Raw genomic sequence first — 13,068 nt, 5'->3', positions numbered from 1 at the left:
CATTTTTTACGTTTGTATTAGACGGGTAAAAAAGAGACCAATTGGTTTCTTTTTTTACAGTAATTCAGAATCCAGTTGTTTTCAACCGTCTCATGTTACGAATTTGCGACAGCCGTATCTTGGCACAGAGATCTATAAGTTGAAAAGGGGAGCTAAGGTGGTAAGCTGAAAAATGTAATTGACTACCAATATAACACGTGTTATTTTAAGCGTAGGAGGGATTGATCTTGAAACGCGTAACAAGCTTTGACGTGGCGGCAAAAGCCGGCGTCTCCCGCAGCGTCGTCTCTGCGGTGCTTAACGGTACGCCGGGGATTGGCGTCAGCGAGGAGAAGCGGCGGGCCGTGCTGCAGGCGATCGAGGAGCTGAATTACGTCGTCGATGCGCAGGCCCAAGGGATGCGTACCGGACGCAGCCGCTGCATCGCGGCTTGCGGCGATCTGCGCAATCCGCTGTTCGCACAAATGCTGGAAGGGCTGCAAAAGGCTTGCGCCGAGCAAGGGTACCACGTCCTGCTATACGGCGGCACCCAGCTTGCCTCGGATCGGCAAGGTTTGGTGGAGCTGTTCCTGCAGCGCCGGATCGACGGTATCGTCACCAAGGACTCGACGAGTTTTCAGGACGACGAATGGCGGCAGCAAGTCGAACGCCACCGCATTCCCTACGTGTCGGTGGAGGGGTATCCGGAAGCCGCGGAGGTAGCTTCCGTACAGATGGACTATGCCCAAAGCATCCGGACCGCGCTCGATTATGCGTGGAGCAAGCTCGGCAAGCCGTTGACCTATGTTGAGCTGTACAACGGTCCCGAGCATCGGCCGAACTGGGGGGATCGCCAGCGGACGGAGGCTTACGCCGATTGGATGCGGGAGCGGGGCATGGAGCCGCGCATTCGGGTAAAGCCGCAAGCCGAATGGCCGGAGGACAGCGGCTGGTGGCGGGAGCTGCTGCGTGGCGGGCCCGAAGCGCCCTGCTGTTTGACGAACTGGTCGCGTGCGGCGGTGTCTTTGTACCGTGCCGCTTTCGAGACAGGGATGCGCATCGGTCAAGATTTTTTCGTTATGGCTGCGGACAATACGGAACGGATGAATGCGGGACTGGTGCCCTCGCTAAGCGCCGTAGAGGTACCTTATGCGGAAATGGGCGAAGCTGCGGGAAATCGGCTGATCGAATACATCGAGGAGCGGAGGGAACGGACCGATACAGCCCGCATATGGCTGCCGGCCAAGCTGATGGCGCGGGAAAGCTTGTAGCTCCCGTGCCGGCCGCAGAGCATCGGCTGCTTTGTAATACATTATTTTTTTGTCGTAATATAACACGTGTTATAACATGCTTTAACCATTCATTTTGCACTGAGAAGGGATGATCGTCATGTTATGGACGGAAGAAAAGCTTGCTGCGCGCATCCGGGAGCTGGACCTGTTCCGCTACCGCGATGAGAGAGACGTAACCGCCATGTCGCGGCTGTTTGACGCAGAGGGAAGGATCGCCGCCTATCCATCGGAGGAAGGCGAATGGGAGCCTGTGCAGATTGGCGACCGGTGGACGGGGCGTGATCTGTATATGTGGCTTGCCTTCGAAGCGGAGATTCCTGCCGCTTGGTCGGGCAAAAAAATACTCGGCCGCTTCGATTTCGGCCGCACGGGCGGGGGCGGCAACAGCGGCTTCGAGTCGCTGCTGTTTTTGAACGGGGAGCCTTATCAGGGGGTAGATACGAACCACGGCGAAGTGTTCCTCCCGCCGGACGCCGCAGGCACCACGGTGTGCTTCCGCTTCCGGCTGTGGTCCGGACTGAACGGCTACGGACCGACCGCTCCGATCGAGAATCGGCTCCGGCTTGCGAAGCTGTGTTGGCTGGACGAAGCGGCGGACGACTTGTTTTACACCGCCCGTGCGGCGCTTCAAACTGTGGAACGGCTCGGCGAGCACCAGCCGGAACGCCACGAGCTGCTGTCGGCGCTCGACCGGGCTTTCCTGCTCATCGACTGGTCGTCTCCCGGCTCGGAGCCGTTCTATGCCTCGCTCGAAGCTGCGCGCAATCTCCTGCGCCAGCAGCTGGACGATATCCCCAAGCACCATTCGGTTACGGTCCGCTGTATCGGGCATACGCACATCGACGTCGCCTGGCTGTGGAGGCTGAAGCATACGCGCGAGAAGGCGGCGCGCTCGTTCTCCACCGTGCTCCGCTTGATGGAGATGTACCCGGATTACGTCTTTTTGCAAACGCAGCCGCAGCTTTACGAGTACTTGCAAACCGATTACCCAACGCTGTATGAGCAAATCCGCGAGCGGGTCGCCGAAGGGCGCTGGGAAGCGGGCGGCGCGATGTGGCTCGAAGCGGACTGCAACTTGACATCGGGCGAGTCGCTGGTTCGCCAGCTGCTGTACGGCATGCGCTTTTTCCGGGAGCAGTTCGGTGTCGAATGCCGCTACCTGTGGCTGCCGGACGTGTTCGGCTACAGCTGGGCGCTGCCGCAAATATTGAAGAAGTCCGGCATCGACATGTTCATGACGACGAAAATCAGCTGGAACCAGTACAACCGCATGCCGCACGATACGTTCCGTTGGCGGGGGATCGACGGCAGCGAGGTATTGACCCATTTCATCACGACACCGGACCCGGGTGGTGACGAAGGAGCCTTCTATTACACGTATAACGGCAGCGTTACCCCCGACTCCGTGCAGGGGATCTGGGAAGGCTACCGAGACAAGGAGTTGAATCGGCACCTGCTGCTGTCTTACGGCTATGGGGATGGCGGAGGCGGCGTGAACCGCGAAATGCTGGAGATGCGCCGCAGGCTGGAGTCGATGCCCGGATTGCCGCATGTCACGACGGGACGGGTAGACGACTATTTTGCCCAGCTGCAAGAGCGAATGGCTGCCACCGATCGGTATGTCCATACGTGGGACGGGGAGCTATACTTGGAGCTTCATCGGGGGACCTACACGAGCCAAGCCTACAATAAGCGGGCGAACCGGAAGCTGGAGCTGTTGTACCGTGAAACGGAGTGGCTGAGTGTGCTCGTCGCGCTGGACGGGGCAGGTTGGTCAAGCTACCCGCAAAACCGTCTATACGAGGGCTGGAAAATCATTTTGCGCAACCAGTTTCACGATATCATCCCCGGCTCGTCGATTGGCGAAGTGTACGAGGACTGCCGGGAGGAATACGCCGAAGCGTTCGGTATCGGCAGCAATGCATGGATACGGGCGGCCGAACGATTGATCCCTGACGGAGCATCGGCGGCCGGACATCCTGCAGAAGCGGAAAGCGGTACGCCGGCTGTGTCTTTCGAATCGGCGTTCCCGGAATCCGCCAAGCAAGTCTCCGATGAATCCGGTGTGCCGGACGTCTGCCATGCCACACTGTTTAACGGAGCGTCCTGGGAGCGGGTCGATATTGTCCGCCTGACAGCTCGTCCCGGCATGGAGCAGGGCTGCTGGCGGAACGTTCAAGGCCGCACGCTTGCGTCTCAGCGATCGGGTAGCGATTGGCTCATCAATGCGGACAGTCTGCCGTCCATGGGCTACGCTGTCCTGCAGTTTGAAGCCGGCGAGGCCGGGCCGGAAACTGGAAGCTCGCCTTTTCAGATCGGGGCCAGCAGCTTGTCCACGCCGTTCTATGACATCGAATGGAACGAACAAGGTCAGCTGACGCGTCTTTACGATAAGGCCGCAGAGCGAGAAGTGCTGGCAAAGGGGCAAGCGGGCAACGTGCTGCAAGTGTTCGAGGATAAGCCGAAGGGACGTCACGAGGCTTGGGACATTGACATTTTTTATCGGGAAAAAATGGAGACGGTCGGCGTCCTGACGCGGGCCGAGGTGACGGAAACCGGCCCTGTCCGGGCGGTCGTGCATTCCGAATGGACGTACCGGCAATCGATCGTTGCGCAGGACATGATTTTGTATGCAGCCAGCCGCAGGATCGACTTTGTGACGAACGTCGATTGGCACGAGCAGCGGAAGCTGCTCAAGGTCGCTTTTCCGGTTGAGATCCGCGCCACCGAAGCGACGTACGACATTCAATTCGGAAACGTCAAGCGTCCGACGCATTGGAACACGAGCTGGGATTATGCGCGTTTCGAAACGGTCGGCCATCAGTGGGCCGATCTGTCCGAGCGCAATTACGGTGTCAGCCTGCTGAACGACTGCAAATACGGCTATGACGTTAAGGATAACGTCATGCGCCTGTCGCTAATCAAATCGGCGATGGTGCCGGACCCGCGTGCCGATCAAGGAGAGCACCGGTTCACATACGCGCTGCTGCCGCACGAAGGAGACTGGCATCAAGGCCGAACCGTGCAGGAGGCATGGTCGCTGAACAATCCGGTGACCGCCGTATACGGCAAGCCGGAGCGGAGCGCCTTATCGCTGCTTTCCTTGTCTGGCGGCGCATCAGGGCATGTCATGATCGATGCGGTCAAAAAGGCCGAAGACCGCGAAGCCGTCATCGTGCGGCTGCACGAGTTCGCCGGAATCCGGGGCGAGGTGAAGCTGGCAAGCGATCTGCCGGTCGAGGCTTGGCAGGAGCTGGACCTGATGGAACGCCCGGCAGGCGAGAGGCAGGATGGGAGCACGGTCGCTTTTGCCATCAAGCCGTACGAGATTAAGACGCTGCTGTTGCAGATGCAATAACAGCAATCGAGCTGACTTAGAATAGGGGAGAAGCAATCGCTTTTCCCCGATAAAGTAGCAAGAGTTTTAGTATACGAACTTCAGTTATTGAAGAGTAATTAATCAAAAAAACAGCCAAATTTAAGTCAAAATTAAAATTATATACAAAAATATAATAATATGGGCATATATGTTTAGACAATAAATGTAGAAATTTGTATTATCCTATTCGAGGAAAGTGCAAATACAAAATATGGAGGAAAGTGCTTATGAAGTTTGAAAAAGGATACTTTTCATTTTTATTTTTGGTATCATGTATTTTTTTGTTCAGCAATATAGCTTTAGCCGATGCCGCAGGAACATGGAAAATCGAATCGAATATGCCTAATCCGAGAGCTGCAGCAGCGACTGTTGAAGTCAATGGGAAAATCTATGCCATCGGAGGCTCAGCCGGATCGGCTTCATATCAAGACATTCAAGTATATGATATAAGCACGAATAGCTGGGAAACAAAATCCAAAATGCCGACCGCCCGTTCATCGGCTGCATCGGTTGTCTACAACGGTAATATTTACGTATTCGGTGGTTATAACGGCAATTTTTTTACTTGGACTGGGGGATCTTCGTTAAAAACGGTAGAGATGTATAATCCTTCGACGGATACTTGGTCCACTAAAGCGAGCATGCCTTCAGATCTAGGTTTAAGATCTGCTGTGGTATACAATAATAAAATTTATCTTTTTGGTGGCATGACTACAGGTATAAGGTCAGTCACAAACGTAGATGTATATGACCCGGCCACCGATACCTGGACTTCAAAATCCAATATGCCTACAGCGATTCATGGTTCTGCTGCCGTAGTATTGAATGATAAAATTTATTTAGTAGGCGGAAGATTGATAGACAATTCGACCAACGTTTCGTTAAACAGCTTTCAAGAATATAATCCGGCTACTGATAAATGGACATCAAAACTGAATATGTCTGGATATAGAGGGGCGGGTAATGCCGTAGTTTTCTCAGGAAAAATATTTGCCATTGGCGGAAATAATCAAGGCTATGAAACAAATACCGTTGAAGCATATGATCCGAAAACAAATACATGGACACCACAAGCTAAATTGAATCATGTTAGAAGCGGTTTGGGCGTTGTGACTTATAATGGAAAAATCTATGTAGTTGGTGGAAGCAGTACTAATTCATCCAATAATGCTGTTGGAAGTGTGGAAGTTTATGGTGAAGCACCCTCTGCTCCGTTGAATCTTACGGCAACCGGCGGGGACGCTTCCGTTTCTTTAAACTGGACCAGTTCTGAAGGAGCGTCAAGTTATACTATTAAAAGGTCCTTAACTCCCGGAGGTCCCTATACGACAGTAGCAACAAACGTGTATAGCGGAAATAATACTTATTTAGATAAAGACGTTATTAACGGAACTACCTACTACTATGTTGTTTATGCCGTTAATAGCATTGGAGAAAGCGGAGTTTCAAATGAGGCATCGGCAACACCACAAGCTTCTCAGACAAAACGGGCGCTGCTTGTTGTAACGATGAATAATGGCCTTGAGAAAGAATTTGATCTAAGCTTGGCTGAAGTTCAAGCATTTATTAATTGGTATGAAGCAAAAGCGTCCGGTACAGGCCCAGTTTCGTATGCTATTGATAAACATAACAATAATAGAGGCCCCTTTGTAAGCCGGAAGGATTATATCATTTACGATAAAGTCTTAACCTATGAAGTAAACGAATATGTGCAGAAAGACTAAGTAATGATTAAAAGAGCCGCAACCGCGGCTCTTTTGTGTGTCTTTGTTGTTTTAAATCAAAACTCCGGCGTCAGCCAGACGCCTGGCGATATCGTCAAGCGAGCCTTCGTATTCCCAATACACGTACCGGCCGTCCGCCTAATCGGTCAAAATATATTTTTCGCTGACGGACTTGATGCGGTTCTATTTTACTTGCCCGACTGGGGGTCGAGGCAGCCCGGGAACATGCCGGTGGAGATGGCAAGCCGGTTCCAGCTGTTGATCGTTACGATAGCCATGATCAGCGCGACATACTGTTTTTCGTCGAAATGCTCGCGTACCCGCTCGTACAAGCTTTGCGGCACTCCGCCGTCCGAGATCAGCGTCACGGCTTCCGTCAGCTCAAGAGCTGCCCGTTCCGCTTCCGTGAAAAACGGCGATTCCCGCCAAACGCTAATGAGATGAATCCGGCGTTCGTTGCCGCTCACTTTCAGCAGCGCCTCCGTATGCATATCCAGGCAAAAAGCGCAGCCGTTGATCTGCGACGCCCGGATTTTGATCAACTCATAGAGCGTGTGGTCCAGCCCGCTTGCGGCAAATTTCTCCAAGCCGAGCATCGTTTCATACGCTTTCGGGTTCACTTCGTAATGATTCATTCTTACTTTCATGGAAATCCGCTCCTTTGGTTTTGTTTTCTGCTTGCTTACACTCCTAAGACGATGCAGCAATTTTTTTTGTGACCGGATCATTTTCCGCTTGCAGCTTTCCCGCCGTTTGACTTATAATACCTTTTAATTCCATACGCCAAATGCGTTGACGGAGAAAAGTAAGCAGTGCTTCTTCACAGGGAGGAGACGCCGGAGATTGAGAGCGTGTCCGAGGAACCAGGCTGCCGAAGTTCGCTCCCGAGCAGTCCTTTGAAACCGCGCGGTCCATCCGACCCGTCGGCAAGTAGGGGGAACCGGTCCGAACGCAAGTTCCCGAACCGTTACGTTCAATGAAGAGGAAGACTCCAGGCGGCATAGCCGGTCTTCCGAAACAAGGGTGGTACCACGGCTTTTTCGTCCCTTACCGGGATGGAAAAGCCTTTTTTGCGTGGTCGAATTCACACATAATCGAATCGGAGGAATATTCTATGAACAACGAGCAAAAAGAAGCGATGATCCGCGCCTACATCCGGTATTACAATTCCTTTGATGTTGACGGTATAGTGTCGCTTTTGCACGAGGAGGTCCGGTTTCGCAACGTATCGAACGGCGAGGTGACCGCGGAGACGGCGGGAATCGAAGCGTTTAGAAATTTGGCCGTGCAATCGGCCGCTATATTCGAGAGCCGCTGCCAAAAGGTGCTGACCTTCCGGTTTCACGAGGACCAGGTTGACGTTGAAATCGACTACGAAGGCACGCTCGGTACCGATCGCCCGGGCGGGCCGAAGGCTGGTGAGACGATCAAATTACGGGGAAGCTCGCGGTTTGCTTTTCAAGACGGAAAAATCTCCGCCATCGAGGACCGTTCATAACTTCACCGTCATCTTACTTCTCACATGAACATGCTGTGAACTGCGCCGTTTGCGCTTGCATTCGGCCGCCGGTTTGCATATAATACTTCTCATATACTGAATACTGCCAAATGCGTTGACGGAGAAAAGTAAGCAGTGCCTCTTGACAGGGAGGAGACGCCGGAGATTGAGAGCGTGTCCAAAGAACCAGGCTGCCGAAGTTCGCTCCCGAGCAGTCCTTTGAAACCGCGCGGTCCATTCGATCCGTCGGCAAGTAGGAGGAACCGGTCCAGAACGCAAGTTCCCGAACCGTTACGTTCAATGAAGGAAGAAGACTTCAGGCGGCTTAGCCTGTCTTCTGAAACAAGGGTGGTACCACGGCTTTTTCGTCCCTTACCGGGATGGAAAAGCCTTTTTTGCGTTCGCGGACACGGCGCAGGCGGAAATCATACAAGGAGGGAATGCAGGCATGAAAGAACGATTGCTTACACTGAAGGAAGAAGCGCTGCGTGAGCTGGCTCAAGTGGAAAACCAGCAGCAGCTTGCCGACCTTCGGATCAAGTATTTGGGCAAAAAAGGCCCGCTGACGGAAATTTTGCGCGGGATGGGAGCTTTGAGCGCGGAGGAGCGTCCGGTCATCGGTCAGGTGGCTAACGAGGTTCGCGGCGCGATTGAGGAAGTCATCGAGGCGAAGCAGGTGGCATACAACGAGGCGGAGACGAATGCCCGGCTTGCGGCGGAGCGGATCGACGTGACTCTGCCGGGTCGTCCGGCGGCGCGCGGCGCGGTGCATCCGATCAGCAAAGTGATCGAGGAGATCGAAGACATTTTCATCGGCATGGGCTATACGGTAGCCGAAGGTCCAGAGGTGGAGCAGGATTACTACAACTTCGAAGCGCTCAACCTGCCGAAAAACCACCCGGCCCGCGACATGCAGGATTCGTTCTATATTACCGACGAAATCTTGATGCGCACGCACACGTCTCCGGTGCAGGTCCGTACGATGGAGAAAATGAAAGGCCATGTGCCGGTCAAAATCATTTGTCCGGGACGCGTATATCGCCGCGACGACGACGATGCGACGCATTCCCACATGTTCACGCAGATCGAAGGTCTCGTGATCGACAAGGGCATCCGCATGAGCGATTTGAAGGGGACGCTGCTGCAATTCGTGCAGGAACTGTTCGGGAAGCAGACGCAAATCCGGATGCGCCCGAGCTTTTTCCCGTTCACGGAGCCGAGTGCCGAGGTCGACGTCACCTGCGCGATGTGCGGCGGCGAAGGCTGTCGGGTGTGCAAGCATACCGGCTGGCTTGAAATTCTTGGCTCCGGCATGGTGCATCCGCGCGTGCTGGAGATGGCGGGCTACGATCCGGAAGTATACAGCGGCTTTGCGTTCGGCCTTGGCGTCGAGCGGGTGGCTATGCTGAAGTACGACATTGAAGATATCCGGCATTTCTATACGAACGATCTGCGCTTCTTGAAGCAGTTCGTGCATTTGTAAGCGAGAGGAGCGTGGGCTAAATCATGAAAGTATCTTACCAATGGTTGTCGCAGTATGTGGATGTCAGCGGCTATTCGGCCGCCGAGCTGGCGGAAAAGCTGACCCGCAGCGGCATTGAAGTTGATATCGTGGAAAGCCGTAACAAAGGCGTAACGCAGGTGTTTGTCGGTTTCGTCAAATCGCGCGAAAAGCATCCCGACGCCGATAAACTGAGCGTCTGTATTGTCGACGTAGGTCAAGGCGAGGATCTCCAAATCGTGTGCGGGGCCAAAAACGTAGCCGCAGGGCAAAAGGTGCCCGTCGCCATCGTCGGCGCGAAGCTGCCGGACGGCCTCGTCATCAAGCGGGCGAAGCTGCGCGGCGTCGAGTCGCAAGGCATGATCTGCTCCGCCAAGGAGCTTGGCTTGAACGACAAGCTGCTACCGAAGGAAATTCAAGAAGGCATTCTGGTGCTGCCGGAGGATACGCAGGTCGGCGCAAGCATCCTTGACGTTCTTGCGTTAGACGACGAAGTGATGGACTTCGACCTGACGCCGAACCGTTCCGACTGCCTCAGCATGCTGGGCGCAGCCTATGAGATCGGGGCGATTCTGGGCCGCGGGGTGAAGCTGCCGGATGCGGAAGCGGGCTTGAGCGACAGCGCGGCAGCCGTCAAAGCGGCGGACCGGATTTCCGTAGAAATTTCGGCGAAAGAGCAATGCTCGCATTACGCGGCGCGTCTGATCGAAGGCGTGAAAATCGGGCCGTCGCCGCTTTGGCTGCAAAACCGCCTGATGGCTGCCGGCGTGCGTCCGATCAACAATATCGTGGATGTGACCAACTTCGTCATGTTCGAATACGGCCAGCCTCTGCACGCGTTCGATGCGGATCAGCTGAACAACGGCCATATCGACGTGCGGCTTGCCCGCGAAGGCGAGAAGCTCGTGACGCTGGACGATGCGGAGCGGACCTTGGAGCCGCATATGCTGCTGATCACCGACGGGGTGAAGCCGGTCGCGATCGCGGGCGTCATGGGCGGAGCGAACTCCGAAGTATCGGACGGAACGACGCGGATCCTGCTGGAGTCGGCCAACTTTGCCGGTTCCTCGGTCCGCAAAACGTCGCGTCAGCTCGGGCTTCGTTCGGAAGCGTCGCTGCGCTTCGAGAAGGAAGCGAATCCGGAAGCGGTTATTCCTGCGCTGAACCGCGCAGCGGCTCTCATCGCCGAGCTGGCCGGCGGCCAAGTAGCGTCCGGCATCGTTGAAGCGGTGGCAGGAGAGCGCAAACCGGTGCAAATCGAGTTGACCGTAAGCCGCATCAACGGGTATCTTGGCACGGAGTTGTCGGTTGAAGAAGTAAAAGCGATCTTCGAACGGTTGAACTTCACAGTCGAGCCATTGGAGCAGGACGGACTGCTGGTGCATGTGCCAAGCCGCCGCGGCGATATTACCCGCGCCGTCGATCTGATCGAGGAAGTGGCCCGTCTGCACGGCTACGACAACATTCCGACCACGCTGATGAACGTGGTAACGACGCCGGGCGCGCTTACCCGGGAGCAGGCGATCCGCCGCTTGACTCGGACGCTGCTGACGGGCAGCGGCCTGCACGAGGCGATTACGTACACGTTCACGCATCCGGAGCAAATCCGCCAATATGCGGGCGCTTACCCGGACGCGAAGCCGATTGCTCTGGCAATGCCGATGAGCGAGGACCGCAGCGTGCTGCGTACGAGCCTGATCCCGCATTTGCTCGACGTGGCGGTATATAACCGGAACCGGAATCAGGACGATGTCGCCGTGTTCGAAATCGGCCGCGTATTCGTTACCGGAGATGCGCAGTTGAGCCATCTACCGGAAGAAAAGCTGCAGCTTGCCATCCTCATGACCGGCAAACGAAGCGAGCTGCATTGGACCGGCAAGCCGGCCGATGTCGACTTTTATGATTTGAAGGGTATTTTCGAAGGGGTAGTGTCCTATCTCGGAATCGACGGCGTTCGGTACGAGGCCGCCCAGCCGGAAGGCTTCCATCCGGGACGGACGGCGCAGATCGTTGTCGAAACACCGAGCGGCAGCCGGGCCATCGGAACGATCGGCCAGCTTCACCCGGCGCTTCAGCAGCAAAAGGACCTTGCGGATACGTATGTCCTCGAAGTCGAGCTGGATACACTCGCGCAATTGGCAAACGAAAGCTTTGCCTACCGTCCGCTGCCTCGATTCCCGGCAATCGGCCGGGATATGGCGCTCGTCGTGGACCGCAGCGTTCCTGTCGGCGATCTGCTCGCCAAGGCGCGGGAAACCGCGGGCAGCCTGCTCGAATCGATCCAGGTGTTCGACATTTACACCGGCGAGCGGCTTGGCGCGGATAAGAAGAGCGTGGCCATCTCGCTGGTCTACCGCACGCTGGAGCGGACGTTGACGGACGAAGAGGTCAGCGAGCTGCACGGCCGTGTCGTAGCGGCCCTAGAGGAAGGGTTCGGCGCCGAGCTCAGGAAATAATTCCCTTGTGATTTGTCCGGCAAAAGTCTGAAAACGACAGCAGGAAAAGCGATTCTCCGTATCGAAGTCTATAGGATACGGAGAATCTTTTTTTTGTGTTTCGGAAAGGGGAGCAAGGCGCATGAGCGGTGAAGACAAAGTCCGGATGACCGTCGATATTTATGGTACCCAGTACAAGCTGGTTTCAAAATCCAGCCCTTCCTATATAAAGCAAGTGGCCGCTCTGGTGAACGATCAAATGCACAAGATCGCGGAGAGCAGCCCGCGGCTTGATTTGCCTAAAATCGCAGTGCTCGCGGCCGTCAATATGGCGGACGAATGGAGCCGGATGCGTCAGGATTTTGAATCGGTATTGGAACGTCAGCGGCAGCTCGAGCAGGCGAGCGAAGAGCTGGAACGGTTAAGCGAGCGCCATGCGCAGCTTCAGCAGGAGATGGAGACGGAGCGTGAACGGCTGGCTAAGCTCGAAGCAGAGCGCGGAGAGCAGCAGGCTTCGCGGGAACGCGCCGAGTCGGAAGCGGCAGCGCTGCGGGCCGAGCTGGAACCGCTTCGCGACCGTTTGTCCACGCTCGATAGCGAGCTTGCCGAAAGCCGGGAACGGTTGAACGGCCAGCTAGAGCTGAGCGGCGAGTTGGAACGCAAGCTGGCCGAGACGCTGGAACGGGCACGCGAGTTCGAGGGGCGCTGCGCAGCCGAAGCGCAGGAGGCGGAGCGCCGCGGGCAGCGGATTCGTGAGCTGGAGCAAGCGAAGCAGGAGCTTGAGCGCCGATCGGCCGAGCAGGCTAAGGAGCGGGATGGCCTGCGGGCGAAGATCGCTTCGCAGGAAGCACAGCTGAGCAAGCAGGCGGAAGCGGAGCGTCAGACGCAAGAGCGGCTGACGGCGCAGGAGAAGCGCGCAAGCGAGCTGGAGCAGCGGCTGCAGGCGACCGAGCAGACGCGCGGCGAGACGGCGAAGCGGCTCGCGGAGCGGGAACAGCAGTACGCCGAGCTGAGCGACCAGCTCGACGGGCTGCAGGAGCAGCTCTCCGGTCAGCAGCAGGAGATTGAGCTGCAGGTGGCGCTTTATAACGAGCTGCAGGAGCTGAGCGAAGCGAAGGAACGCGAGCTTCGGGAGCAAGCAGCCGCAGCGGAGGCGATGCTTGCGGAGCAGGCGCGCGCAGCGGAGGCGCAGCAGGCGGAGCTGGAGCGGCAGCTAGCGGCTGAGCGGGAACGCAGCCGCGAGGAAGCGGCGGCAGCGGA

Annotated in this window: 8 protein-coding genes; 7 read left to right on the top strand and 1 reads right to left on the bottom strand. The window is 56.0% G+C overall.

The window, feature by feature from the left end; all coding sequences use genetic code 11:
* The first annotated feature begins 227 nt into the window (after nucleotides 1-227).
* The 3 genes from PEL01S_RS27890 to PEL01S_RS27880 all read left to right on the top strand — a co-directional run bounded on the left by PEL01S_RS27890 (nucleotide 228) and on the right by PEL01S_RS27880 (nucleotide 6,374).
* Nucleotides 228-1,250: a LacI family DNA-binding transcriptional regulator gene (locus tag PEL01S_RS27890; protein WP_063183626.1), complete on the top strand. Its 1,023-nt coding sequence runs from the start codon at nucleotides 228-230 to the stop codon at nucleotides 1,248-1,250.
* A gap of 118 nt (nucleotides 1,251-1,368) precedes the next feature.
* A complete protein-coding gene (locus PEL01S_RS27885; RefSeq protein ID WP_127462585.1) occupies nucleotides 1,369-4,629 on the top strand; it encodes an alpha-mannosidase in 3,261 nt (1,086 codons plus the stop codon).
* Nucleotides 4,630-4,877: 248 nt separating this feature from the next.
* The gene (locus PEL01S_RS27880; protein WP_127462584.1) at nucleotides 4,878-6,374 is read left to right on the top strand and encodes a Kelch repeat-containing protein; all 1,497 of its coding nucleotides are present in this window, start codon (nucleotides 4,878-4,880) and stop codon (nucleotides 6,372-6,374) included.
* A gap of 188 nt (nucleotides 6,375-6,562) precedes the next feature.
* On the opposite strand, the gene PEL01S_RS27875 is transcribed toward PEL01S_RS27880, so the two are convergent.
* Nucleotides 6,563-7,021: a carboxymuconolactone decarboxylase family protein gene (locus PEL01S_RS27875; protein WP_127462583.1), complete on the bottom strand. Its 459-nt coding sequence runs from the start codon at nucleotides 7,019-7,021 to the stop codon at nucleotides 6,563-6,565.
* Nucleotides 7,022-7,488: 467 nt separating this feature from the next.
* Here PEL01S_RS27875 and PEL01S_RS27870 point away from each other — a divergent pair, with 467 nt between their 5' ends.
* From PEL01S_RS27870 to zapA, 4 genes are all read left to right on the top strand, one after another.
* The gene (locus PEL01S_RS27870) at nucleotides 7,489-7,872 is read left to right on the top strand and encodes a nuclear transport factor 2 family protein (RefSeq protein WP_127462582.1); all 384 of its coding nucleotides are present in this window, start codon (nucleotides 7,489-7,491) and stop codon (nucleotides 7,870-7,872) included.
* A 448-nt stretch (nucleotides 7,873-8,320) separates the two neighbouring features.
* Nucleotides 8,321-9,355, top strand: coding sequence for a phenylalanine--tRNA ligase subunit alpha (pheS, locus tag PEL01S_RS27865; protein ID WP_127462581.1), 1,035 nt, complete (start codon nucleotides 8,321-8,323; stop codon nucleotides 9,353-9,355).
* A gap of 23 nt (nucleotides 9,356-9,378) precedes the next feature.
* Nucleotides 9,379-11,829, top strand: coding sequence for a phenylalanine--tRNA ligase subunit beta (pheT, locus tag PEL01S_RS27860; protein WP_063183619.1), 2,451 nt, complete (start codon nucleotides 9,379-9,381; stop codon nucleotides 11,827-11,829).
* A 121-nt stretch (nucleotides 11,830-11,950) separates the two neighbouring features.
* Nucleotides 11,951-13,068, top strand: a 1,118-nt coding sequence (zapA, locus tag PEL01S_RS27855; protein WP_164824328.1) for a cell division protein ZapA, incomplete at its 3' end; no start/stop codon positions are given.

Origin of the sequence: Paenibacillus elgii NBRC 100335, from assembly GCF_004000865.1 — a bacterium.
In the GTDB taxonomy this organism is placed as follows: Bacteria; Bacillota; Bacilli; order Paenibacillales; family NBRC-103111; genus Paenibacillus_G; species Paenibacillus_G elgii.
Note: the sequence above shows the minus strand (reverse complement) of the source record. Positions and strands in the feature narration are given on the sequence as shown.

Excerpts from the sequence above, each read along its gene's own strand:
- PEL01S_RS27885 (WP_127462585.1), top strand. The coding sequence starts at position 1,369 with ATGTTATGGACGGAAGAAAAGCTTGCTGCGCGCATCCGGGAGCTGGAC.
- PEL01S_RS27880 (WP_127462584.1), top strand. The coding sequence starts at position 4,878 with ATGAAGTTTGAAAAAGGATACTTTTCATTTTTATTTTTGGTATCATGT.
- PEL01S_RS27875 (WP_127462583.1), bottom strand. The coding sequence starts at position 7,021 with ATGAAAGTAAGAATGAATCATTACGAAGTGAACCCGAAAGCGTATGAA.
- PEL01S_RS27870 (WP_127462582.1), top strand. The coding sequence starts at position 7,489 with ATGAACAACGAGCAAAAAGAAGCGATGATCCGCGCCTACATCCGGTAT.
- pheS (WP_127462581.1), top strand. The coding sequence starts at position 8,321 with ATGAAAGAACGATTGCTTACACTGAAGGAAGAAGCGCTGCGTGAGCTG.
- pheT (WP_063183619.1), top strand. The coding sequence starts at position 9,379 with ATGAAAGTATCTTACCAATGGTTGTCGCAGTATGTGGATGTCAGCGGC.